We start from the raw sequence: 23,883 nt of genomic DNA, 5'->3' as shown, positions 1-23,883 counted from the left end.
ACGAGCCTACGGTGGTCCGCTATCGAGTTTGGCGTTGTGATGATCGCGGCCATGCCGGTGCGCCGTAGCGACCGCTCCTACAGTGACCGGTGACTCCGTAGGAGCGGCCCATGGCCGCGATGCTCTCAGACGCCGTAGCCTGGTAGGGTGGAAAACCGCGTAGCGTTTTCCACGCGACGCTGCCACCTCGGGAACTCCCAAGCCGATCCACCTCTCCGCTCTACAACACCCGTGGCGGAGATCCCCCATGCTCACCTCCATCCAGGCCGGCGTCCTTGACGTCGCCTACCAGGTCCAGGGCCCGGACGCCGGCCATCCGGTCCTGCTGCTGCATGGCTTTCCCTATGACATCCACGCCTACGCCGAGGTGGCCGATGAACTGGCCGCCGCTGGCTGCCGCGTCCATGTGCCCTTTCTGCGCGGTTACGGCGCGACCCGCTACCTGAGCGCCGACACCCCGCGTTCCGGCCAGCAGGCCGCCCTGGCCCATGACGTCCTGGCGCTGCTCGACGCCCTGGGCCTGGAGCGGGCGACCCTGGCCGGTTACGACTGGGGTGGTCGCGCCGCCGGTATCGTCGCCGCCCTCTGGCCGGAACGGGTGAGCGGGCTGGTGCTGGGCGACGGCTATCCGATCCAGGACATCGCAGCCGCTGCCACCCAGCCTGCCGAACCGGCGGCGGAGCTGCGCTATTGGTACCAGTACTACTTCCATGGCGAACGGGGTCGCGCCGGACTGGCGAAACATCGCCGCGAATTCTGCCGACTGCTCTGGTCGCTGTGGTCACCCAGCTGGCGCTTCAGCGACGCCACCTACGCCCTTACCGCCGCGGCCTTCGACAACCCCGATTTCGTCGATACCGTGATCCACTCCTATCGCCACCGCTACGGTCTGGCCCCGGACGATCCGGCCTATGCCGAGACCGAGCGCCGACTCGCCGCTCAGCCACCCATCCGCGTGCCCACCACGGTATTGGCCGGTGCCGACGATGGGGTCACTGCGGTGCAGGATGAAGCCGGGGTAGCGCAGCACTTCAGCGGACCCTTCCGCTACGAGGTGCTGCCCGGCTGCGGCCACAACATCCCCCAGGAAGCCCCCGCCGCCTTCGCCGCCGCGGTAAGGGAGCGCCTGCCGTAGGTTGGGTTGAGACAGCTTCATCGTCGAAGCCCAACAGCGTTCAAGCCTGGACAATGTCGGGCTTCGCTACGCTCAACCCAACCTACGAGGCGTGCGCCGCTTTTCCCCCACTCCCTCTGGGAGAGGGCTGGGGTGAGGGAGCAGGTTGTCGGACTTCGCTGCGCTCAACCCAACCTACGAGGTGTGCGCCGCTTTTCCCCCTCTCCCTCTGGGAGAGGGCTGGGGTGAGGGAGCAGGTTGTCGGGCTTCGCTGCGTTCAACCCAACCTACGAGGAGTGCGCCGCTTTTCCCCCTCTCCCTCTGGGAGAGGGCTGGGGTGAGGGTGCAGTTGTCGGATTTCGCTGCGCCCAACAGAGCGCTACGTAGGGTGGATAACGGCGCAGCCTTATCCACGCGATCCACGCGATCCACGCGATCCACGCGCCCCCAAGCCTACCGCCCCAGCACCTCCGGATTGGCCAGGCCGGTCGGTTCGCCGCTGAAGAAGCCCACCAGGTTGGCGAAGGCCTCGCCGAAATAGAGCTCGTAGCTGTGCTTTTCCACGTAGCCCAGGTGCGGGGTGCAGAGCACCTGGGGGTGGGCGAGCAGGGGATCGTCCGGCGCCACCGGTTCCTGCTCGAAGACGTCCAGCGCCGCCTGGCCAGGGTGGCCCAGCTCCAGCGCCGTGAGCAGGGCGCCGGGCTCGATCAGGCCGGCGCGGGCGGTGTTGACCAGCAGGGCGCTCTTCTTCATCCGCGCCAGGTCCTCGGCGCGCACGCAGCCGCGGCTGCGCTCGCTGTATCTCAGATGCAGGCTGATGACATCGGCCTCGGCGAAAAAGGCCTCCTGGCTGGGCGCCGCGCGATGGCCGTCGGCTTCGGCGCGGGCGCGCGAGGCCTCGCTGCCCCAGACCAGCACCGGCATGCCGAAGGCCTGGCCGTAGCGCGCCAGGCGCTGGCCGATCTTGCCATAGCCCCAGATGCCGAGGATCTGCCCGTCCAGTCGTTCGCCCAGATTGACCTGCCAGCGCCCGGCATAGAGGGCATCGATGGCCGGCTTGAGCTTGCGGCGGGCCATGAGGATCAGGGTCCAGGTCAACTCGGCGGTGGAGACCGGCGAGCCACTGCCTTCGCACACCGCCACGCCCTGGCGGGTGCAGGCGGCCACGTCGAGGTGGGCGGTGGCCTTGCCGGTCTGGCTGATCAGCTTGAGTCGCGGCAGGTGCGCCAGCAGCTCGGCGTCGATACGGGTGCGCTCGCGGGTCAAGACCAGGGCATCGGCATCGCGGAAGCGCTCCACCAGCACCCTGGGATCGCGTTCGGCGTCGTGATAGAGCGTCACCTGATGCCCGGCGCGCTGGAGCAGGGGATAGCAATCCAGGGTTTCGACGACGTGCTGGTAGTCGTCCGGGATGACGATATGCATGGCGAGCTCCGTTGTTGTTCTGGATCGCCAGTGGAGCACCTGCGGGGTCGTCCGACAAGATGGGGCGCAACGGTGGACGAGACTGCGCCGTTGGCCACCCTACCCGTAGCCTGGAAAACCGCGCAGCGTTTTCCGGGGCCTGCGTCTAATAGGGAATCACCAGCGGCGTACCCGCCAGGGGATTCTCGATCACCGCGCACTTGAGGCCGTACAGCGCCTCGATCAGCTCGGGGGTGACGATCTCCGCCGGCGGGCCCTCGGCGAGGATGCGGCCGGCGCGCAGGGCGATGATGTGGTCGGCGTAGCGACAGGCCTGGTTGAGATCGTGCAGCACCGCCACCAGGGTGCGGCCGCCTTCGCGGTTGAGGCGGCAGAGCAGCTCCATCAGCTCCACCTGGTGGGCGATGTCGAGAAAGGTGGTGGGCTCGTCGAGCAGCAGCAGCGGGGTCTCCTGGGCCAGTGCCAGGGCGATCCAGACGCGCTGGCGCTGGCCGCCGGACAGGCTGTCCACCGCCCGCTCGGCCAGCTCCAGGGTGTTGGTGGCTTCCAGGGCGTGCTGCACCGCGCGCTCATCGGCATCGGTCCAGCCGGCGAAGGCCTGGCGATGCGGGTGCCGACCGCGCGCCACCAGGTCGCTGACCAGGATGTCGTCCGGCGCCACCGCGCTCTGCGGCAGCAGGCCGATGCGGCGGGCCACCTCGCGGGTCGGCAGGTCCTGGATCAGCCGACCGTCCAGGCGTACCTCGCCGGCACTGGGACGGATCAGCCGCGCCAGGCTGCGCAGCAGGGTCGACTTGCCACAGCCGTTGGGGCCGATGATGACGGTGAAGCGGCCATCGGGCAGCCGCACATCGAGGTCGGCGCAGATCGGCTGGCCGCCGTAGCCGACGGTGAGACCGTGGGCGGCGAGGCGACTGGAAGGGGCGTCTTGGCTCATGAGGTCCGCCGCCATTCGCGGCTCAGCAAAAAGATCAGATAGAGGCCGCCCAGGGCGCCGGTCAGCAAGCCGACCGGAATCTGGAAGGGCGCCAGCAGCCGCTGGGCCAGCAGGTCGGCCAGGGCGGTGAGACAGGCGCCGAGCAGGGCGGGAGCGAGGATGCCGAGATCGGCGCTGCGGGTCAGGCGCCGGGCCAGCTGGGGCGCCGCCAGGGCGACGAAGCCGATGGGACCGGCGGTGGCGATGGCCAGGGCGGCCAGGGCCACGGCGACCGCCAGCAGCAGATTCTGGCTGGGCAGCACGGCCAGGCCCAGGGCCCGGGCCAGGTCGTCGCCCAGCTCCAGCAGGCGCAACCGCCGCGCCAGCCAGACGGCCAGCGGCAGGAGCAGCAGGCAGCCGGCGAGCAGGGTCAGGGTGCGACTCCAGGTCAGCATGTCCAGGCTGCCGAACAGCCAGAGCCGAGCCTCCTGGGCTTCGTCCAGTTCGGCGCGGGTCAGCAGGTATTCGTTGAGCGAGGCGAGCAGGGCGCTGACGGCGATGCCCAGCAGGATCATCCGCTCGCCGCGGATCCCGGCCAGGGCCGCGAGGCCGGCTACCAGTACCGCGGCCAGCAGCCCGCCGCCGAGGGCACCCAGCATCAGCGCCGCGCCGCCCAGTTGCAGCCAGAGCAGGGTGATCAGGGCGCCACTGGCCGAGCCGACGGTGAAGCCCACCAGGTCCGGACTGGCCAGGGGATTGCGCGCCAGGCGCTGGAAGATGGCGCCGCTGGCGCCCAGGGCGGCGCCGACGCCAAAGGCCGCCAGCAGCCGCGGCAGGCGCAGATCCAGCAGGATCAGACTGGCCAGGGCATCGCCCCGACCGAGCAGGGTGACCGCCACCCGGTGCGGCGCCGGGGCGAAGGCGCCACCGGTGAGGGTCAGGGCGCAGATGCCGATGGCCGCCAGCAGAAGCAGCAACAGGCAGGCCTTGAAGCGCGCCGAGCGGCGGGGAGCGAAGCGATGACGACTCAAGGGCGCACCCGCCGGGCGGAACGGATGATCAGCGCGAGCAGCACCGGGGTACCGAGCAGGGCGCAGACGATCCCGGCTTCCAGCTCGCCCGGCAGGGCCACGCGGCGGCCCAGGGTATCGGCCAGCAACAGCAGATTGGCGCCGGCCAGGGGCGCCAGGGCCAGGATCCAGCGCCAGTCGGCGCCCACCAGCAGGCGCAGGGCATGGGGCACCACCAGGCCGAGAAAGCCGATGGGTCCGGCCACCGCGGTGGCGGCGCCGCACAGCAGCACGATGGCGACGAAGGCCAGCAGCCGCAGTTGCCCCGGTCGGGCGCCCAGGGCGCGACCCAGGTCGTCGCCCAGGGCCAGGGCATTGAGACGGCTGCCCAGGGGCAGACCCAGCGCCAGGCCGATCAGCAGCAACGGCAGGATGCCGAGGGCGCCGCCCGGCGTCTGGCCGCTCAGGGCGCCCACCGCCCAGAAGCGGTAGCTGTCGAACACCGCGCTGTCGAACAGGGTGATGATGCCGGTGCAGGCGTTGAGGCTGGCGCTGAGGGCGATACCGGCCAGGATCAACCGTATGGGCTGACCACGGGCCGGGGCACTGCCACCGAGCAGATAGACCAGGCCGGCGGCCAGGGCCGCTCCCAGCAGGGCACAGGCCAGGCGCGTCGGGGCATCGTCCAGCCCCACCAGCGACAACCCGGCCACCACGGCGAAGGCCGCCCCGGCATTGATCCCCAGCAATCCGGGATCGGCCAGCGGATTGCGCGTCAGCGCCTGCATCAGGGCACCGGCCAGGCCCAGGGCGGCGCCCACCAGCAACCCGAGCAGGGTGCGCGGCAGGCGCAGCTGCCAGAGCACCACGGCGTCGGTAGAGTCATCGGGCGCGACGAGCAGGTGCAGGATCTGCGCCGCCGACAGCGACCGCGCCCCTATGCCCAGACTCGCCACCACCGCCAGCGCCAGGACGATCAGCAGCAGGACCAGCACCAGGCCACCGCGGGCCGCGGATGCTCGTTGCGCCAGAGGCGCGGGGCGGGCCGATGCGGTCATGTCACCCCCAGGGCGCCGGCGACCGTGCTGATCACCTGGCGCGCGGCGAGGGGGCCGGCGTTGAGATAGAAGGCGTCGGTGTCCACGCGGATGGCTCGGGACTGGCTCACCGCAGTGAGTCGAGGCCACAGCGGCTGTCGCGCCAGGCTGGCCAGGGCGGTGCCCTGCTCGGCATAGAACAGCCAGTCGGCGTCGGCCAGGTCCAGCAACTCGGCGCTGACATCCCGCGAGGTGCCCTTGAAGCGCTGCGCCGCCGGACGGGTCACGCCCATCGCCTGCAGCAGCCCGCCGGCAAAGGAATCCGCGCCCATCAGGCGCAGTCTAGCGCCGCTGGAAAACAGCAGGGAGGCGGAGGGCGGCTGGGCGCCGAAGCGCTGCGCCAGGCCGGCCAGCTCGAGATCCAGGTCCGCCAGCAGGCGCTCGGCCTGCTGCCGGCGGCCCAGGGCATCGGCCAGCAGCAGGAAATCCGGTCGCCAGTTGCCGCCGGTACCGCGCGCCACCACCGTGGGGGCGATGCGCGAGAACAGCTCCAGCCCGCCGGCCTTGAGCACGGTGCGATTGAGTACGATCAGATCCGGCGCCAGGCGCGCCAGGGCTTCCAGATCCGGTGCCTGACGACTGCCCAGATCGACCATGGCCTCCAGCTCCGGCGCGCGATTGGCGAGGGCAGTGCGCAAATAGCCGGGCGCCAGTTCGCGATTGTCCACCCGGGTGGTGCCCGCCGGGATCACGCCCAGGCTCAGGGCGGCGTCCAGCTGGCCGGTGGAGATCACGGCCACCCGCTGGGGTTGGCGCGGGATCAGGGTGCTGCCCACCACATGCTCCACCTGCCGCGGGAACTCGCCATCGACGACCGCTGCACGCGCGAACACCCGACCGGACAGGCCGGCGAGCAGGACGGTACCGGTGGCGAGCTGGAGAAAGGCGCGACGATCGAGCATGAGGGGGACTGGCTGAAGACGGAAAGAGGCCCGCCAGGCGGGCCGAGGCCCCGTGGCGGGGCGGCTAGGATAGAGCATCAGCACCTGGCTGACATCCGCTGTCCATTGCCTCTTTCTGGCTCAGGGCGATTTTCTTCGCCCGCTCTCGGCGGTGCTGTCGCCTCCATCGTTCCGAGCCGCCAGATCGCGCGAAAGCCACGGGACCCCAACGTCCGGGCAGGTAGGGTCCCCGCGGCCAGGCACCGGGCCCTAGCTGCCTATGCCGCGCGGACCGGCGGACACCGTACCGGCCACGTCCTGCAGATCCTGGATGCCCACCAGTTGGATCAGCGAATCGGCGGCGTCGATCTGACCGGTATCGCCCACGTTATGCAGAACGTAGGTGTCCGAGCCATAGTGAAAGACTGCGGCACGCTCGTTGTAGGCCATGGATTGCGCCACCTGTTGCAGTGCGCCGTACAGGCTGTTGGCGCCCTTCAGGGCCGCATCCGCCACCGTGGTGACCGCCTCGGGTTTCTGGATCGAAAAACCGAAGATGAGCTGGTCTTCACTGGCCTGGTAGTCGGTAATCGTGACGTGGTTGGCCGCCAGAGAGCGATTGGCGGCGGCGCTGCTGCTGCCATCGAAGTTGGCCAACGTACCGTTGCCCAGGGTGTCGACGATGAGGTAGTCCCGGCCTTCACCCAGGGTGATGGTAGCGCCGTGACCGTAGTTGCCCCTTACGGTGGCATTGTGCGCCGCGACGCCCTTTTCGATGGACAGGTCGATGGAGTCTCCACCCGCACCGGCGTTGATGACCATATCGGCCTGCTGGATGTAGGCCGAGATATCGTCCCCACCGGCACCCGTGTCTATCGTCAACGGCTTCACCCTGGAATTGCCGAGCGCGGCGACGCTGTCCAACTCCGCTGCGGCGATGGTGCTGACATAGAGAAAATCGCCCGCGCTACCGGTCGTTACCGTCTTGAGAAAGGCGCTCTCGCTACGGACGTCGGGGCCATCGGTTCTGTAGGCATTGGTCAGGTCGATGAACAGGCCGACGGTGGACTGGGAGCCGTCGAACGTCTGCAGCCCGTCGAAGTTGCTCAGGTCGACGTGAGACCACAGGTTGAGGTCATTGGTGGGCACATCGGTGAGGCTGACGGTCAGCTTGGCAATGCTCGAATCCAGCGAGGTGTCTCCCGGTGTGGTGCCGCGGGTATGGCCATCCAGGAGCGTTCGTTGCTCTTCGTAGTGACCGATGAGGCTCACTTCATTCAACGTCGAGCCTGCCGTGTAGTGCGGACCGTTGGCGTCGAAGGTCTTGGCGAAACCGACCTTGGCCGCGGCGGCATTGATGTCGAGGGTAAGGCGCGGCTGGTTCTGGAAAGCGTAGTAGCTGAAGCCGTCGAAGGTACCGGCCGGCGTGGCGGGTACGGCGGCCTGGGCTGCCCTGGCAAAGGTGGCGGATGGATTGGAGAGGGTCTGGTCAGCGTCTAGCGGATGTTGCTTGGCAGTCATGGCGTTCATCCTTGGTGAAAGTCAGGTTGAGCGCTCGCTGAACTTGCTCAGGGGAGCAAACGACTTGAACAAACGAACGTGGACTGGACAGTGCCTGCCTTTCCACGCTCCGTCAGTGAACCATGCCTCATTCGTTGGCGCTGAAGGACGGTGCCGGAAGAGGGGATCGTACCTTTCAGCCCTCGGCCGGTTTTCGCACGCTGAGGGCTAAGAGGTACGCGTATCCTTTAGATCAAAAGCTCACGCTGGCACTCAACCGTGCCGTCCGCGGCTCGCCCACCGCGACCTGCAGCGGGCTGTTGGCGCTCGATGGGTAGTACTGCTTGTCGAACAGGTTGTCGACGTTGAGCTGCAGGCGGGTCTGGTAGCCGGTCACCGGCAGGTCCCAGCGCAGGAAGGCGTCGGCCACGGTGTAGCTGCTCATGTAGAAGCTGTTGGCCGCATCGCCGGCCCGTTCGCCGACGTAGCGGGCGCCGCCGCCGAGGTGCCAGCCACCCAGGTTGGACGGCACCAGCAGGTGGTGGGTCAGGTAGAGGCTGCCGCTGTGCTTGGGCGCCTGCGTCAGGCGATTGCCCTCGTTGCTGGGATCGTCGAGCACCTCGGTGTGATCGTAGGCATAGGTGGCGACGACGTCCCAGCGCTCGGCCAGGCGACCGGTGAGATCCACTTCCACGCCACGAGAGCCGACCTTGCCGGCCGCTTCGCTGACATTGAGCCTACCCGTCGGTACCACGACATTGGTCTTTTCAATGTCATAGAGCGCCACGTTCAGATTGAGTCCGGGTGCGAGGTCGTACTTGGCCCCCACTTCGTAGCTACGGCCTTCCTCCGGATCGAAGGTGTTGCCGGAGCCGTCCTGGGTGTTCGGGACGAAGGAGCGGCTGTAGTTGCCGTAGAGCGACAGCGTATCGGTGGCCTGGAACACGACACCGGCCAGGGGCAGCAAGGCGTTGTCCTGGCGGTCCAGGGTTTCGCGACGGCTGCTGCCGGTGCCCACGCGACCGTACTGGTCGAAGTGCTGATAGCGACCGCCCAGTACCAGGATCCAGCGATCGTTCAGATGCCAGTTGTCCTTGACGTAGAGCGAGGTGGATTCCAGTTCGCTGACCAGATCGCTGGTTGCGGGATCGACCCGGCTGGGCGCAGCCAGGCGACCATAGCTGGGATTGAAGATGTTGAAACTCGGTGTGGCGCCCGTGTTGCGGTAGGTCTTGCCACGCACCTGGTTGTTGTCTTCGTGATCGACACCGACCAGCAGATCGTGCCGTTGGCCGAACAGCTTCTGGCGACCGACAAAGTCCCAGCTGGCGTACTTGGTCTCATAGTCATAGTGCCCGCCATTCGCCTGGCGATTCAGCTGGCCAGTGGTTGCCAGTTGATTGGACGTTTGCGGCTGCGCGAACGAAAGCCCATAGCGGTCGTTGTTCCAGGCATAGGTCAAACGCGTCTTCCAGTCATCGCTGAGCTGATACTCGTAGCGCGCACTGGCGGTCTCGGTGATACCACTCGTAGAGGCCCATTTCTCGTCCAACCGCTTGTCATAATCGATGTCAGCCGGATGCCCATTGACGAACACCGTCCCCCGATCCACCGGGCCGGTGTAATCGTTGTAGGAATAGGCCAGGGTCAGGCTGGCGCGCTCGCCGGTCCAGGACAGCGACGGCGCCACCAGGGTGTGCTGATCCACCCCGTAGTTGCGCCAGTAGTCCTCGCTCTGCCGCTCGGCGATCAGCCGATAGGCGAAGCCGCTGTCACCCAGGGGGCCGGTGGTGTCGACGCCGAGATTGCCGCCGCCTTCGCTGTAGGCCGAGCCGCTCAGGGTGGTAAGCGGTTGGTACTGCGGCTGCTTGCTGACCACGTTGATCAGGCCGCCGGGTTCGAGGGCGCCATAGAGCAGAGAGGCGGGGCCCTTCAGGACTTCCACGCGCTCGGCGGTGGCGTCGAAGTTGTGCGACAGATTCGAGCGCACCCCGTCGCGAAAGATGGAGCCGTCGTTGTTGCTGCCGAAGCCGCGTTTGACGAAGGCATCCTTGGTCCCGGCCAGGGTGTTGCCCTGGGTTACGCCGCTGACGAATTTCGAGGCGTCGTCCAGGGTCCGCACCTCGTAGTCCTGGATCAGCTGCGGGGTCACGGTCTGCACCGACTGCGCCTCTTCCTTGATCGGCACATCGCTCTTGCTCGCGGTCGAGGCCCGGGTCGCGCGATAGCCCTGGTCGGCCTCCGTAGCCGGGGCGGAAATGTCCATGGGCGCGAGGCTGGCGTTTTCCGCGGCCAGCAGGCTCGAACTGGTCGCCAGGGCCAGGGTGCTGAAGGCGAAGGGCGCAAAACGGCGAAGGGCTCTGGGCGGCGTGTTCAAGGGCGATCTCGAGAGGGGCGGGGAAAGTGGCGGCGATTCTATGTTGATAGTCATTCTCACGTAAATCGAATCCTCTTACCGTTGGTGTCCAGGTCCGTTGCCGCCCATCCCCAAGCGCAGGTATAATGTCGCGCTCCTAAATTTTCCCGCCCGGGAGCGCCCGCCATGCTGCGCATCAGCCAAGAAGCCCTGACGTTCGACGACGTTCTCCTCATCCCCGGCTATTCGGATGTCCTGCCGAAAGACGTCAGTCTCAAGACCCGCCTGACCCGTGGCATCGAGCTGAACATTCCCCTGGTGTCCGCCGCCATGGACACCGTGACCGAGTCCCGTCTGGCCATCGCCATGGCCCAGGAAGGCGGCATCGGCATCATCCACAAGAACATGACCGTCGAGCAGCAGGCCGCGGAAGTCCGCAAGGTCAAGCGCTTCGAGGCCGGCGTGGTGAAGGACCCCATCACCATCGACGCCGACGCCAGCGTGCGCGACCTGTTCGACCTGACCCGCATGCACAACATCTCCGGTGTTCCTGTGCTGTCCGGTCGTGACCTGGTCGGTATCGTTACCTCCCGCGACGTGCGCTTCGAGACCCGTCTTGACGTACCGGTGCGCGAAGTAATGACCCCCAAGGATCGCCTGGTCACCGTGCGCGAAGGCGCCGACAAGCAGGAAGTCCGCGAGCTGCTGCACAAGCACCGCATCGAGAAGGTGCTGATCGTCGACGAAGCCTTCGCCCTCAAGGGCATGATGACCGTCAAGGACATCGAAAAGGCCAAGGCCTACCCCAACGCCAGCAAGGACGACGCCGGTAGCCTGCGCGTCGGCGCAGCCGTCGGTACCGGTGCCGAGACCCCCGAGCGCGTGGCCGCCCTGGTCGCCGCCGGCGTCGACGTCATCGTGGTCGACACCGCCCACGGTCACTCCAAGGGCGTGATCGAGCGCGTGCGCTGGGTCAAGGAGACCTATCCGCAGGTCCAGGTCATCGGCGGCAACATCGCCACCGCCGAAGCCGCCAAGGCCCTGGCTGACGCCGGCGCCGACGCGGTCAAGGTCGGCATCGGCCCGGGCTCCATCTGCACCACCCGCATCGTCGCCGGTGTCGGCGTGCCGCAGATCTCCGCCATCGCCAACGTCGCCGCCGCCCTCGAAGGCACCGGCGTCCCGCTGATCGCCGACGGCGGTATCCGCTTCTCCGGTGACCTGTCCAAGGCCATCGTCGCCGGTGGCTACTGCGTGATGATGGGCTCCATGTTCGCCGGTACCGAAGAGGCCCCGGGCGAGGTCGAGCTGTTCCAGGGCCGCTCCTATAAGTCCTACCGCGGCATGGGCTCCCTGGGCGCCATGTCCCAGACCCAGGGCTCCAGCGACCGCTACTTCCAGGATTCCGCCTCCGGCGCCGAGAAGCTGGTCCCCGAAGGCATCGAAGGCCGCGTCCCCTACAAGGGCCCGCTGGCGGCGATCATCCACCAGCTGATGGGCGGCCTGCGTGCCTCCATGGGCTACACCGGTTGCGCCACCGTCGAGCAGATGCGCACCAAGCCGCAGTTCGTGCGCATCACCGGCGCCGGCATGGCCGAATCCCACGTCCACGACGTGCAGATCACCAAGGAAGCGCCCAACTACCGCGTGGGCTGATTTCCAACCTTGTTTCTACGTTGCGATTCGGGGCTGTCTAGACAGCCCCGAATCGTCTGAACCTAGCGCTATCGAGACCTGGCCATGTCCCAAGACATCCACGCCCACCGCATCCTCATCCTCGACTTCGGCTCCCAGTACACCCAGCTCATCGCCCGCCGCGTGCGCGAACTGGGCGTTTATTGCGAGCTGCACCCCTTCGACATGGACGACGCCGACATCCGTGCCTTCGCTCCGCGCGGCATCATCCTCGCCGGTGGTCCCGAGTCGGTCCATGAGGCTGGCAGCCCGCGCGCACCCAAGGCGGTGTTCGACCTGGGCGTGCCCCTGTTCGGCATCTGCTACGGCATGCAGACCATGGCCGAGCAGCTCGGCGGCAAGGTCGAAGGCTCCAACATCCGTGAATTCGGCTATGCCAAGGTCGACGTGGTCGGCAAGAGCCGCCTGCTCGAAGGTATCGAAGACCACATCGACGACGACGGCGTGCTCGGCCTGGACGTCTGGATGAGCCACGGCGACAAGGTCGGCAAGCTGCCGGACGGCTTCCACATCGTCGCCAGCACCCCCAGCTGCGCCATCGCCGCCATGGGTGACGACGAGCGCGGCTGGTACGGCGTGCAGTTCCACCCCGAGGTGACCCACACCAAGCAGGGCGGGCGCATCCTCTCGCGCTTCCTCAAGGACATCTGCGGCTGTGAAGCCCTCTGGACCCCGGCCAACATCGTCGAGGACGCCATCGCCCAGGTGCGCGCCCAGGTCGGCAGCGCCAATGTGCTGCTGGGCCTCTCCGGCGGCGTCGACTCCTCCGTGGTCGCGGCCCTGCTGCACAAGGCCATCGGCGACCAGCTGACCTGCGTCTTCGTCGACAACGGCCTGTTGCGCCTGCACGAGGGTGACCAGGTGATGGCCATGTTCGCCGAGAACATGGGCGTCAAGGTGATCCGCTCCAATTCCGAGCAGCGCTTCCTGACCAACCTGGAAGGCGAAGCCGACCCGGAGAAGAAGCGCAAGATCATCGGCCGCACCTTCATCGACGTCTTCGACGCCGAAGCCAGCAAGCTCGACAACATCAAGTTCCTGGCCCAGGGCACCATCTACCCCGACGTCATCGAGTCGGCCGGCGCCAAGACCGGCAAGGCCCATGTCATCAAGTCCCACCACAACGTCGGCGGCCTGCCCGAGGAGATGAACCTCAAACTGGTCGAGCCGCTGCGCGAACTGTTCAAGGACGAGGTGCGCAAGATCGGCCTGGAGCTGGGCCTGCCCTACGACATGGTCTACCGCCATCCCTTCCCGGGTCCGGGCCTGGGCGTGCGCATCCTCGGCGAAGTGAAGAAGGAATACGCCGACCTGCTGCGTCGGGCCGACGACATCTTCATCACCGAACTGCGCAAGGCCGACTGGTACCACAAGGTCAGCCAGGCCTTCGTCGTCTTCCAGCCGGTGAAATCCGTCGGCGTGGTCGGCGACGGCCGCCGCTACGCCTGGGTCGTCGCCCTGCGCGCGGTGGAAACCATCGACTTCATGACCGCCCGCTGGGCCCACCTGCCCTACGAGCTGCTGGAAAAGGTCTCCAACCGCATCATCAACGAAATCGACGGCATCTCCCGCGTCACCTACGACGTCTCGAGCAAGCCGCCGGCGACGATTGAGTGGGAGTGATCCCGCGGCCGGCCTAGGCCGGTACGTCTAGCAGAAAAAGCCAAAAGCCCGCGTAACTGCGGGCTTTTGGCTTTTGGCTAACGGTGAATCCTCGCAGTCTCCACGACTTGCGCCGCACGGCCAGCAGCTTTCACACGCGGTGGGCTACAACTCTGATCGGATCGAGAAGTAGCTAGCTCGCCAGCGGAGAGGGGGCGTGCGTACCGTTTATAACAAGGTCGTGGCGGGATCGGGACGGTGTGATTGATGAAAGGACACTCAGGAAACCTGGGAAACCTATTAAGTAGGTTGCGTGGTCGCCGTTCATACAGCTAGTCGCTTGATAGGAATTGCCCTCTACCGGAACAATCTTCATGGATGCTGACTAGCCGTTTACATCTGACATGACCGGTCGTACACATGGCTCATGGGCGAGAGCAGTCATTCATGACTTACCGCTGACGACCTAAGGCTGCCGTTGGCGGTCGGCAGCTACCGGCCAGAAGCTAACGTTCACAACGAGCAACTCTTAGGAGGTACAAACGTTGATCCTACCCTAAAACTGGCGGAGAGCCTGATGGATTGCTATACCATGGGAGTCTATGCCGGGCACGGCTACCTTCAGCCGGACGCGTGATGGAGCTACGAAGGCCGACAGTGAGGAACAAACCGGTCAGGGATTGTAAACGCAACGATCAGGATGATGGGGGCGCATTCTTTGTGAACCGATACACAACAGGCGATGTGTTTCCCCTATCCGAAGGGGTATCATTACGCCACTGTTTCATTTACATCACGGACGAATCGGACAGAATGGCGTTGAAATTGGCGTTTGAGACGGAGGCACTTCGGGACCTTTGCACCAGCGAAGTGATCGCCCTACAGGAGTTGCCCCCATTGGTGGCCCAGAGTCTGTTCAGAAGGCTTGCGGACATCCGTGCGGCGTCGAACATTCTTTACCTCCCCGTCGGAAAACCTGCCGAACTTGAAGCCGCCCCACCTGGATTGGTGGTGGTTAAGCTCCATGAAAATCACCATCTTCTATTCAGCGCCGCTCATCAACAGGTCCCAATATTATCCTCCGGTAATGTAAACTGGGGCTCAGTCACGGATGTAAAATTGTTGCAGATTGGAAGTGATAATGATGAGTAACTCAATGTTTCAGCCAACTTGGATCTCACCTCCCGGCGAAACAATTCTGGACATTCTTTCTGATCGAGAGATAAGTCCGGAATGGTTGGCGGATAACATAGGTTACGATTCGGATGGAATCAAAGCTCTCTTCAATGGTAGTCATGAAATAAACGAATATCTAGCTCATAAATTAGCTGAGGCCATTGGCCCTGATGCTGATTTTTGGCTGACACGAGAACAGCAATATCGCGAAGACGTATCTCGGATATATAGAAAGACTAGCAAAGCGGAAGATAGCTGGCTTGCTGATCTGCCAATCAAAAGTATGCAATCTTTTGGATGGATCTCAAACTCGGAAAGTAAGTCAAAAAAAGTTATCGATTGCCTTGATTATTTCGGCATAGCTGACATTAGTGCATGGAAGGATATCAGCGCACAGTTCAGCAAGGAAACACGTTTCAGAACGAGCCGGACATTTGATCTGGAGGTCGGTGCGACGGCGGCATGGGTGAGATTTGGAGAAAGCAAAGCTTCAAGAATTTCATGCAAACCTTGGAATAGAAATAAACTTCTGAGCAGTCTTGAAGCTATCAGATCTCTGACGCATATTCCCGAGCCTGCATTGTTTATCCCTGAGCTTCAAGGCATCTTAAACGACTCTGGTGTTATACTGGTTATATCTAAAACTCCAGATGGTTGCCCTGCGAGTGGGATGGCTAAATTTGTTTCAGATGATAAAGCGCTAATTATGTTAAGTTTTCGCTACTTGTCTGATGATCATTTTTGGTTTTCCTTGTTTCACGAAATTGGGCACTTGGTTCTTCATGGGCGTAAGTCGACCTTTGTTGAAGGTGAAGGATTCGAATGTACGAAAGAAGAGGAAGAAGCCAATGAGTTTGCAGCTCTCACACTTATCCCCTCGGGCTTTCGGGATGGTATGAGAGCTCATTCCGCAGACTACAGAAGTATCCTAAAGTTCTCCAAGTCTGTTGGCATTGCTCCCGGGATCGTGGTAGGACAGATGCAGCATGAAAGAATACTGAAGTCAGGGCATATGAATAAATTGAAAGTTCGCTATTCATGGTCCACGATCTGATCAACCTCTGAATCGCAGGAATCTGCCTGGCGATTTTTGCCAGTTGCACAGGGCATCTTCGATGACCTGCATGCCAACTCTAAGGAAACTGTCCAAATGCTGTATCTTTTGCTCCAGCATCACAGCAGACAGATTTGATGTGGTTGTACCGCCAAAGAGTAAGCGGGCTCCTTTGAGAGGGCCAGTTGCCTCTGCCATGTATGTCGAGTCTGCCACGATTGTGGAAATTCCTACCTTCGCAATCATGGTAAGGTAATCAAACTTTCCGGTTCGACCAAACCGCTTAACATCTCCCATAGATCGATAAAGCATGCCGAACGCAGCTCTGGGGTTATTACCAGATTGGGTCAGCGCGTTAGTGAACAGGTCTACATGGGAGCCATGCTGCATTACCCAATTCACATAGCTCTCAATAATCTCCCCTGTTGAGTTGCTCTTTGCTGGGTCGAGAGACTCATATTTACGATGGTTCCCAAACTTTCGGCCACCGCTCCTCAGTACAGCATGATTACGACCAATCCAGGTGCTCATGGCCACGGGGTCAGTGCTTACTAAAGGCCAGGTCCAGTTGTGCCCAGCGCCGAGATTACCGTACACATCTTTTATTAAGAGCCAACCTGTTCGATTGGCTTTACCAAAGTGCGTTGCCAAGAAAATTAGCCAGCTCGCCTCTTCTAATTCTCCTGCTTGCGCTTTCAAGACGGCAGCGCGTATCGGATCGAAGTAATCACTTCCTGGATCCGCACGATTCGGACTAATGGACCTTGAAGCAATAGCGGCAACGTAGTTAACTCGCCTAATGCTTTCTACCAGTTGTTCCAGAAGTGCAGATTTATTCTCTAACGCTACGACCCCAGGGAGCATTAAACCATCGTTCGCGACTTGATCGAGTTTAGCGCTCAATGTTTGCTTGAGGGCTTGTCTAGACTGTATCAATTTAAAATCTCCTTGGCCTTCTGCGAGATCCAATCCTGAATGGACGTACGCACTGAAGAAGTCACTCCATAACTACTTTGGATATTATGGTTGTAACCTAATATATACACATTTTTCCCAATATTGATATCTGCTATCTGCGAAATTTTTCCCTCATAGCTAAAGCCGATAATATGGTTTCCGTTCTTTCGTGGCAGACACCAAGCCTCCATTGGCTCTTTATGGAACGACACGCCGCACGCTCGTTCGAAATTTTCTACCACGGTTTTTCCGTTTAAAATCAGTATATTAATGGGAGAGTATTTTAAAACCTGACCTAAGAAACCTGCGGATATGGTTAGCAGCGAATCGCGTTGCCAGGTTTTAAGAAAAGCCCATTTTATGCCTGTCGCATATGGTACAAGATCTAGATGGCAAGCATGAAATAGCGGGCTGTAAAATGAATTATTAGTTCCACTTAGCAGAAGGTCCAAAGGTTTGAACCAAGCATCATAAGGATTTCTGGAAAAATACTCCGTACAGGAAGTGTGTATGCACTCTAGTTGTTTGAGCGCCAGTTCATTCCAGCTAGCCAATCCAAGAGATGTCAGTGTGTGGAACCGCCTAGATGATTCGTTGAGCTCCTTTCCGTCCGACGACACGAATTCCCTGTCACTAGGGTTCAAACCGACGGTTGCGATTGTCGCCTTGCATGGGTCACCAAAGTAAGGAATTGGGGCTGCCCAGTTGATGACATCCAATGTATGCATTGGTTGCTCATAAATGAGGCTGATCATTTTTTTCAGAATGACCAGTTGAATATTAGAAGTTGATTCGATATGATCGGGCGCTCGCAATTTACACTCCATTTCCTTGAGATGTTTTTATTTTTCGTGCAGCTAGACTTCTTAGCTCATCGTTCTCTATCGACTGAGCAATTGATGTCAGTTGCGCGAAACTCTTGATTTTTACAAGGTTAAAAACCTCAAGAAGAATTGATAGGTCTCTCCAGTAACCATCAGAGTGCTTTTCAGTAGCTATCTTATTTGATCTTCTCAGTTCTCTTTCATGTTTAAGTAACTTGAGGACGTTGCTAGTCTGATCACCAGTTGGCATTGAGGGCATATAGACTTTTTCCTGCCAGCCTTCATTCTGGAAACGTTCAACTCTTTCCATATCAACCATATAGAGATGCAGGCTAGTAACGTAGTGCCCATATTCTCCCATAGGTATACCTAATCTACGGGCAGCCAACTCTTGGAGCATTGTGAACGCAAAGATATCGTGGGGGAGTCCCTTGAAAGCATCATTGGAGCGCATGGAAGTGTAGAGGTTAAGCTTGCCTTCTCGGATTAAAAACTGAAGCGTACAGGTGCAAGGGATATCGCTGTGAGGTGCTTTTATGTCTGAGCTGGAAAACAGCTGAACCACTGCTTTTCTAGTAGAGTTTCGGTCCTTTAAAATCTCGATAACCGCTGGAAGTTGACCGTTAGCACCGAATAACTTTGGTCCGTACGCTCCGAATATGGTCTTGCCGTCATCTGAGTACTTATGATAGTCCTGAATATAATATTGAATCTGATTCAGTTGATTTGAGCCAGAAAGATACCAAAGAAGTTCGCCCAAGCAACTGAAGATCTTTCCTTTGCCTTCGGTGCGGCTTAACCTTCCCAGGGGATTTGTTAACTTCAGTAGTACGCCGGATAACTCTTTTGTTTTGCCTTTTGTTGGCTCGACTTCTGTGCCGCTGTCAATAATTTCTTTAAATATTTTTTTTAAAATATCATCGACAGTGTCGCCTTTTATAAACACTGATAGCTCCAGGTGGAAATTCGTTTTTTAAAACAGAAGGTTCAGCTGCTGCGCAGAATCAGTTTTGAGCATCTGATATTCCAGCCTTAACTTTTTTGCGCACTCAATTATTTGCTTTCTCGTTCCTGGCACCGCTCCAAGCTGTATCGCTTTCGTACGAACTGCTAACTTGATATCGTAATGCGGATATGAGGCGGAGCTTTGAAACCATTGGCGCCGAAGACCTATTTGTGAAGCAAAACTATGTAGTTCATCTAATGTATCGGCGACCAAATGGCACCATTCGCTGCCTGCCCATTTCACTCTGACGTTGTCAACGTAGATGGTCATGATTCGGGCATCCAGAAAGAGAGTGGGTCGAATTTTTTTGAAAGGAGATGCGCATATTTCCATCCGTGGTAAAGGGCTATAGCTGGACTTTAGCATGGCCAGTTAGGGGGAGGAATAGTCGAGAAGGTCTAAAGCTTGGGTGTCAACTGATACCCGTGGCAACGGCAAACTGACTGGAGAAAATACGGCGTGTATTGCCCTAAATATTTATACGGTCGATGACTGCTCTTGGCCGCTAGCTGCCTTACAGCAACGGCAGCTTTGGGTCAGTAGCAATCGCTTGACGACGTCCGCTTCTTGCCCCCACCAGTCACGGAATGATCACATCACGGTATTCATTTTCTTGGACCGGCGGGCCGAGCGTGCCGCGCAAGCAAGTATGTCGCTGGCTGCGTTCCTCGGGCTACCGGATTGCAGGGTTAAGCCTATACTCATCGGCCTAACCTAAACTTATCGAAGATTCTGAATGAAGTGGTATGAGTGCCCACGTAAACCCAAGCGGGGCAAGGTGTTGCGCGATTACAGTTGTGAGCGGACGTGGCTGAACCCGAGGTCGCTGCTTGGAGATGAGCTCGCGTCGCATCCAATACTCCCTACGAATCAAACCTCCAACACCTCCCCCAAATGCTCCCCCTCCAACCAACTCCTAATCTCACTCGCCCGCATAGGCTTGGCGAACAGATAACCCTGCGCCCTGGTACAGCCTAGATTCTTCAGCGCACCCAGTTCCGCAGCGGTCTCCACCCCTTCCACGATGCATTCCAGCTGCATGTCCTGGCACAGGGCGATCAGGGATTTGACGATCTTGAAGCTGGCCGGGTCGAGGTGGAGGTCTGTGACGAAGGTGCGGTCCACCTTGAGTTTGGTCAGCGGCAGTGCGTGGATCTGGCTCAGGCTGGAATAGCCGGTGCCGAAGTCGTCGAGGGAGATGCCGCAGCCCAGTTCGCGGAAGCGGCTGATGGCGCGCTGGGTCTGGGGTAGGTCCTGGATGGCGGCGGTTTCGGTGATTTCCAGGTCGAGGCAGGCCGGGTCGAACGGGCTGTGCTTGATCAGTTCGACGATCTGCTGGGCGGCTTCCTCGGAGGCACAGTCGTGGGCGGAGAGGTTGAAGGCCAGGCGGATGCCGGCGGGCCAGCGCGCGGCCGCGTTCAGGGCCTTGTTCAGCAGCGGCAGGGTAAGTCTATTGACCATGCCGACGCGCTCGGCGGTGGCGATGAAATCACCCGGCGGAACGTTGCCCAGCTCAGGGCTTTCCCAGCGGGCGAGGGCCTCGAAGGCCACGGTTTGCTTGCTGCGGATGTCCACGATGGGCTGGAAGACCATGTAGAACTCGCGCTCCAGGTCGGCCCGGCGCAGGGCCTGTTCGGTCAGGCCTTCGCGATTGAGTTGCTGGCGATGGGCGGTGCTGAACAGGCAGGCCGTGCCGGGACGGTGGCGCTTGCTCTGGTACAGGGCGTAGTCGGCGTATTCATAGACGTCCGTGGCGGAAAAGGCCTGGTCGGGAAAGGTGGCAAGGCCCAGCGAGCCACTGATCTGGATGGGCAGGTCCACCAGCAGGAAGGGCTCGCGCAGGCTGGCGCAGACCCTTTCGCCAAACGCCCGCAGCTGCTCATCGCTCAAGACCCCGGTGATGATCAGGCTGAATTCGTCGCCGCCCAGGCGGGCCAGGTGGACGTCTTCGCCCAGCAGCGCGCTCAGGCGCTGGCCGACCTGATGGAGCAGTCGGTCGCCCACGCTATGACCATAGAGATCGTTGACCGGCTTGAAGCCGTCCAGGTCGATCAGGCCCACGGCCAGGCGGGTCCCCTGGGCGCGCGCGTCGGCCAGCAGCGTATCAAGGCGGGAGAAGAATTGCCGCCGATTGGCGAGGCCGGTCAGGCTGTCCTGGTTGGCCAGCTTGAGATTTTCCTCGCTGAGTTTCGCCGTCTGCGCCTGCATGTTCACCAGGCGGGTGAAGTCGCCGTACTGCGCCTTGAGGATGACCAGCATGGCGATGGACACCAGCAGGACGTCGATCGCCGTGGCCACGAAGGTGCTGATGGTGGTGGAGGCGAAGAACACCACGAAGGCGGTGTTGACCACGGCGGTGGTGGCCAGGGCCGCGGGCAGCAGGTGCATCATGCAGAAGATGCAGCCGATCACGGTGATCGCCATGTAGAAGCCCACATGCGCCTGGGTGTAGCTGTCGCCATAGGGAAACAGCGCCAGCGCCCAGGCGGTGAAGGCCGAGGCCACGAAGGGCGCCAGCCGGTTGGTGCGCTTCAGGGCCGTGAGCATCTGCGTCGGACTGCGCGGCTGGTTGCGTGTGCGGAACCACTCGGCCGCGCGGATCACGCCGAACAGTGTCATGACCAGCGGGCAGTAGAGCACCAGCCAGCGTGGCGCCACGGCATAGTGGGTGCCGGCCAGCATCAGGGTGTTGGTCAGCAAGATGAAGTACATCATCGGCAGCTGGCGCGACAGCGCAAGGTATTGCGCCTTGACCAGGCCAGGATTGTCCTTGGGCACGGACATCAGGGCGCGCACGCCGAGCAGGAGTCTCTTCATCGGGCAGGGCTCTGAAAATACGACCAGGTAATAGCTTGCACGGAATATCCTTTCCAGCCTGGGCGGCGCAGGGCTAAGGCTACGCTCATGAGAGGCTGTCGGCTGGCGCCAGGAATTCTGCAATCTTTACGACTAGTGGCACCTGGGCAGCAGAGCGGGGGCGCCGCGCGGAAAACTGCCGTGCGCAGGCGTTGGCGGGGCGCAGTAAAAAGCCCGCCAGTTGGCGGGCTTTTTCAGGTGCGCAGTTCCTAACCCAGCTTGGTCAGCAAGGCGTCTGCCGCGGCTTCCGAGCTGGCCGGATTCTGGCCGGTGACCAGGTTGCCGTCCTCGACCACGAACTCGCCCCAGTCCGGGCCCTTCTCGTAGCGGGCGCCGAGCTTCTTGAGTTCGTCTTCCACCAGGAAGGGCACCACGTCGGTGAGTTGCACGCCGGCTTCTTCGCTGTTGGTGAAGCCGGTGACGGTACGGCCCTTGACCAGCGGGGTGCCATCGGCGGCCTTGACGTGACGCAGCACGCCGGGGGCGTGGCAGACCAGCCCGAAGGGCTTGTTGGCCTGGGCGAAGGCTTCGAGCAGGGCGATGGAGTCGCGGGATTCGGCGAGGTCCCAGAGCGGGCCGTGGCCGCCGGGATAGAAGACGCTGTCGTAGTCCTCGGCCTGCACCTCGGCGAGCTTGACGGTGCTGGCCAGGGCCTGCTGCGCCTCGGGGTCGTTCTTGAAGCGTTCGGTGGACTCGGTCTGGGCGTCGGCGGCGTCGCTCTTGGGGTCCAGCGGCGGTTGGCCGCCGGCGGGGGAGGCCAGGGTGATCTCGGCTCCGGCGTCCTTGAAGACGTAGTAGGGAGCAGCGAATTCCTCCAGCCAGAAGCCGGTTTTCTTGCCGGTGTCGCCGAGCTGGTCATGGGAGGTCAGGACCATCAGGATCTTCATCTCGGTTTCCTCTTGCACGCGGGGTGGGTGTGGTTAGACAGACCCTGGATGCGTCCGGCTAGTGCCCCTGAGAGGTCAGGGCTGGGAGCCAGCGCTCGCTGCCCTGCCCGTGGAAGGGGCAGGGCAGCGTAGGGGATCAGCCCCAGTTGCCGATGCCGCGTTCGCCGGCGGCGACGGTGGAGGCCACGTCGGTGAGGTCGTGCGTACCCACCAGCTGGATCAGCGAGTCCGAGGCATCGATCTGGCCGCGGTCGCTGCCGTCATGGAAGACGTAGGTGTCCTTGCCATAGTGGAAGACCGCGGCATGCACGTCGCCGGTGGTGGTCTGGACCACCTGCTGCAGGGCGGCATAGAGGCTGGTCGCGCCCTTGAGGGTGGCGTCCGCCACGGTGGTGACCGCCGCATCGACGAACAGCGAGGAGCCGAAGACGATCTGGTCGTCCTTGGCGTTGTAGTCGGTCACAGTGACGTGATTGGCCGCCAGGGAGCGGTTGGCGGCCGCGCTGCTGGAACCGTCGAAGTTGACCAGGCTGGAGGTGAGCAGGCTGAGGGTGTCTCGGCCTTCACCCAGGGTGACGGTGGCGCCATGGCCATAGTTGCCGCGTACCGTGGCGTTGTGGGCAGCCACCCCTTCGGTGAACAGCAGGTCGACGAAATCGTTGCCGGCACCAGCCTTGATGACGATGTCGGCCTGCTGAATATGGGCGCCGATCTGGTCATTGCCGGCGCCGCTGTCGACGGTAAGGGTCTTGACCCGGCAGTTGCTCAGGGCGGCCACGCTGTCGAGTTCCGGCGCGGCGATGGTGCTGACCTGAATCAGGTCGTTGCCGCTGCCGGTGGTCACGCTCTTGAGGAAGGCGCTCTGGCTGGAATAGAGGTGATCCAGGCCGTGCTCGTAGCCATTGAGGAAGTCGATCGACAGGCCGGCGGTGGACTTGGAGCCGTCGAAGGTCTGCAGGCCGTCGAAGTTGTTGAGGGTGATGATGTCGCCTTCGTGGAACTGGTTGTCAGCGGTGTCGGTGAGGCTGACGGTGAGCTTGGTGATGCTCGAATCCAGGGTGCCGTCGCTGGCGGTGGCGCCGCGGGTATGGCCGTCGAGGCGCGTCAGCTGGCCTTCCCAATGCCCGGTCAGGGTCAGCTCGTTCAGGGTCGAGCCGGCCGCATAGTGGGGGCCCTTGGCATCGAAGGTCTTGGCGAAGCCGACGTATTCGGGGGTGGCGTTGATGTCGAGGGTCAGCCGCGGCTGGCTCTGGAAGGCGTAGTAGGTGACGCCGTCAGAGATGCCGGCCGGCTTGGCGGGCGCGGCGGTCAGCGGCGCCTTGGTGGTGGCGGCGGCGGTGAACAGGGGAGCGGGGGTGTCCAGGGGGTTCTTGTAGGTCATTGCGGTCATCCTTAATGCAGGTCAGGCCTTGCGCTCGCTGGACACGTTCTCGCGCAGGGCAAGACGTTTCACACAGCTGAACGTCACGCCGACAGTGCCTAGCTTTCCACGGAGCTACAGCGAACCACGCCGCAATTTCATCGGGC

At 62.0% G+C, this 23,883-nt stretch carries 18 protein-coding genes; 4 read left to right on the top strand and 14 right to left on the bottom strand.

Annotation, left to right across the window (positions count from 1 at the left end; genetic code table 11):
* Nucleotides 1–247 precede the first annotated feature (247 nt).
* A complete protein-coding gene (locus OXS31_RS15590; RefSeq protein WP_027598302.1) occupies nucleotides 248–1,135 on the top strand; it encodes an alpha/beta hydrolase in 888 nt (295 codons plus the stop codon).
* 432 nt (nucleotides 1,136–1,567) lie between these two features.
* On the opposite strand, the gene OXS31_RS15585 is transcribed toward OXS31_RS15590, so the two are convergent.
* The 7 genes from OXS31_RS15585 to OXS31_RS15555 all read right to left on the bottom strand — a co-directional run bounded on the left by OXS31_RS15585 (nucleotide 1,568) and on the right by OXS31_RS15555 (nucleotide 10,320).
* On the bottom strand, nucleotides 1,568–2,539 hold the full coding sequence (locus OXS31_RS15585) for a D-2-hydroxyacid dehydrogenase family protein (protein WP_027601515.1): 972 nt from the start codon (nucleotides 2,537–2,539) through the stop codon (nucleotides 1,568–1,570).
* A 145-nt stretch (nucleotides 2,540–2,684) separates the two neighbouring features.
* Nucleotides 2,685–3,491: an ABC transporter ATP-binding protein gene (locus OXS31_RS15580; RefSeq protein ID WP_144959847.1), complete on the bottom strand. Its 807-nt coding sequence runs from the start codon at nucleotides 3,489–3,491 to the stop codon at nucleotides 2,685–2,687.
* Entirely contained in the window at nucleotides 3,473–4,486 is a 1,014-nt protein-coding gene (locus tag OXS31_RS15575) for an iron chelate uptake ABC transporter family permease subunit (RefSeq protein WP_267400215.1), read from the bottom strand. The genes OXS31_RS15580 and OXS31_RS15575 overlap by 19 nt, the downstream gene beginning before the upstream one ends.
* Entirely contained in the window at nucleotides 4,483–5,523 is a 1,041-nt protein-coding gene (locus OXS31_RS15570; protein ID WP_255211844.1) for an iron chelate uptake ABC transporter family permease subunit, read from the bottom strand. The genes OXS31_RS15575 and OXS31_RS15570 overlap by 4 nt, the downstream gene beginning before the upstream one ends.
* Nucleotides 5,520–6,464, bottom strand: coding sequence for an iron-siderophore ABC transporter substrate-binding protein (locus OXS31_RS15565; RefSeq protein ID WP_267400212.1), 945 nt, complete (start codon nucleotides 6,462–6,464; stop codon nucleotides 5,520–5,522). The genes OXS31_RS15570 and OXS31_RS15565 overlap by 4 nt, the downstream gene beginning before the upstream one ends.
* 249 nt (nucleotides 6,465–6,713) lie before the next feature.
* A complete protein-coding gene (locus OXS31_RS15560) occupies nucleotides 6,714–7,964 on the bottom strand; it encodes a hypothetical protein (RefSeq protein WP_267400210.1) in 1,251 nt (416 codons plus the stop codon).
* A gap of 232 nt (nucleotides 7,965–8,196) precedes the next feature.
* Nucleotides 8,197–10,320, bottom strand: coding sequence for a TonB-dependent siderophore receptor (locus tag OXS31_RS15555; protein ID WP_267400208.1), 2,124 nt, complete (start codon nucleotides 10,318–10,320; stop codon nucleotides 8,197–8,199).
* Nucleotides 10,321–10,485: 165 nt separating this feature from the next.
* Here OXS31_RS15555 and guaB point away from each other — a divergent pair, with 165 nt between their 5' ends.
* The 3 genes from guaB to OXS31_RS15540 all read left to right on the top strand — a co-directional run bounded on the left by guaB (nucleotide 10,486) and on the right by OXS31_RS15540 (nucleotide 15,826).
* On the top strand, nucleotides 10,486–11,955 hold the full coding sequence (guaB, locus tag OXS31_RS15550; protein WP_007160653.1) for an IMP dehydrogenase: 1,470 nt from the start codon (nucleotides 10,486–10,488) through the stop codon (nucleotides 11,953–11,955).
* A gap of 84 nt (nucleotides 11,956–12,039) precedes the next feature.
* On the top strand, nucleotides 12,040–13,617 hold the full coding sequence (gene guaA, locus OXS31_RS15545) for a glutamine-hydrolyzing GMP synthase (protein WP_027598294.1): 1,578 nt from the start codon (nucleotides 12,040–12,042) through the stop codon (nucleotides 13,615–13,617).
* A gap of 1,120 nt (nucleotides 13,618–14,737) precedes the next feature.
* Nucleotides 14,738–15,826, top strand: coding sequence for an ImmA/IrrE family metallo-endopeptidase (locus OXS31_RS15540; RefSeq protein ID WP_267400204.1), 1,089 nt, complete (start codon nucleotides 14,738–14,740; stop codon nucleotides 15,824–15,826).
* Here the strand turns inward: OXS31_RS15540 and OXS31_RS15535 are convergent, their stop codons facing one another.
* The 7 genes from OXS31_RS15535 to OXS31_RS15505 form a co-directional block, all read right to left on the bottom strand.
* Nucleotides 15,827–16,762 (bottom strand): hypothetical protein, encoded by a 936-nt coding sequence (locus tag OXS31_RS15535; RefSeq protein WP_267400203.1) that lies wholly within the window; start codon nucleotides 16,760–16,762, stop codon nucleotides 15,827–15,829. It lies immediately after the preceding gene.
* Complete coding sequence (locus OXS31_RS15530; RefSeq protein ID WP_267400202.1) at nucleotides 16,759–17,598, bottom strand: hypothetical protein; 840 nt, start codon at nucleotides 17,596–17,598, stop codon at nucleotides 16,759–16,761. The genes OXS31_RS15535 and OXS31_RS15530 overlap by 4 nt, the downstream gene beginning before the upstream one ends.
* A gap of 1 nt (nucleotide 17,599) precedes the next feature.
* Nucleotides 17,600–18,553: a thymidylate synthase gene (locus OXS31_RS15525; protein ID WP_267400201.1), complete on the bottom strand. Its 954-nt coding sequence runs from the start codon at nucleotides 18,551–18,553 to the stop codon at nucleotides 17,600–17,602.
* Nucleotides 18,554–18,580: 27 nt separating this feature from the next.
* On the bottom strand, nucleotides 18,581–18,883 hold the full coding sequence (locus OXS31_RS15520; RefSeq protein WP_267400199.1) for a DUF4031 domain-containing protein: 303 nt from the start codon (nucleotides 18,881–18,883) through the stop codon (nucleotides 18,581–18,583).
* Between the two features lie 600 nt (nucleotides 18,884–19,483).
* Complete coding sequence (locus tag OXS31_RS15515) at nucleotides 19,484–21,430, bottom strand: EAL domain-containing protein (RefSeq protein WP_267400197.1); 1,947 nt, start codon at nucleotides 21,428–21,430, stop codon at nucleotides 19,484–19,486.
* A 248-nt stretch (nucleotides 21,431–21,678) separates the two neighbouring features.
* The gene (locus tag OXS31_RS15510; protein WP_077172314.1) at nucleotides 21,679–22,356 is read right to left on the bottom strand and encodes a type 1 glutamine amidotransferase domain-containing protein; all 678 of its coding nucleotides are present in this window, start codon (nucleotides 22,354–22,356) and stop codon (nucleotides 21,679–21,681) included.
* Between the two features lie 136 nt (nucleotides 22,357–22,492).
* On the bottom strand, nucleotides 22,493–23,737 hold the full coding sequence (locus OXS31_RS15505) for a hypothetical protein (protein ID WP_267400194.1): 1,245 nt from the start codon (nucleotides 23,735–23,737) through the stop codon (nucleotides 22,493–22,495).
* Nucleotides 23,738–23,883: the final 146 nt, after the last annotated feature.

It is taken from the genome of Pseudomonas sp. GM_Psu_1 (assembly GCF_026544185.1).
GTDB classification, from domain to species: domain Bacteria; phylum Pseudomonadota; class Gammaproteobacteria; order Pseudomonadales; family Pseudomonadaceae; genus Chryseomonas; species Chryseomonas oryzihabitans.
Note: the sequence above shows the minus strand (reverse complement) of the source record. Positions and strands in the feature narration are given on the sequence as shown.

Bases quoted from the DNA above. Each gene is read 5' to 3' on its own strand.
- OXS31_RS15590 (WP_027598302.1), top strand. From the start codon at position 248: ATGCTCACCTCCATCCAGGCCGGCGTCCTTGACGTCGCCTACCAGGTC.
- OXS31_RS15585 (WP_027601515.1), bottom strand. From the start codon at position 2,539: ATGCATATCGTCATCCCGGACGACTACCAGCACGTCGTCGAAACCCTG.
- OXS31_RS15580 (WP_144959847.1), bottom strand. From the start codon at position 3,491: ATGGCGGCGGACCTCATGAGCCAAGACGCCCCTTCCAGTCGCCTCGCC.
- OXS31_RS15570 (WP_255211844.1), bottom strand. From the start codon at position 5,523: ATGACCGCATCGGCCCGCCCCGCGCCTCTGGCGCAACGAGCATCCGCG.
- OXS31_RS15565 (WP_267400212.1), bottom strand. From the start codon at position 6,464: ATGCTCGATCGTCGCGCCTTTCTCCAGCTCGCCACCGGTACCGTCCTG.
- OXS31_RS15560 (WP_267400210.1), bottom strand. From the start codon at position 7,964: ATGACTGCCAAGCAACATCCGCTAGACGCTGACCAGACCCTCTCCAAT.
- guaB (WP_007160653.1), top strand. From the start codon at position 10,486: ATGCTGCGCATCAGCCAAGAAGCCCTGACGTTCGACGACGTTCTCCTC.
- guaA (WP_027598294.1), top strand. From the start codon at position 12,040: ATGTCCCAAGACATCCACGCCCACCGCATCCTCATCCTCGACTTCGGC.
- OXS31_RS15540 (WP_267400204.1), top strand. From the start codon at position 14,738: ATGATGAGTAACTCAATGTTTCAGCCAACTTGGATCTCACCTCCCGGC.
- OXS31_RS15520 (WP_267400199.1), bottom strand. From the start codon at position 18,883: ATGACCATCTACGTTGACAACGTCAGAGTGAAATGGGCAGGCAGCGAA.
- OXS31_RS15515 (WP_267400197.1), bottom strand. From the start codon at position 21,430: ATGAAGAGACTCCTGCTCGGCGTGCGCGCCCTGATGTCCGTGCCCAAG.
- OXS31_RS15510 (WP_077172314.1), bottom strand. From the start codon at position 22,356: ATGAAGATCCTGATGGTCCTGACCTCCCATGACCAGCTCGGCGACACC.
- OXS31_RS15505 (WP_267400194.1), bottom strand. From the start codon at position 23,737: ATGACCTACAAGAACCCCCTGGACACCCCCGCTCCCCTGTTCACCGCC.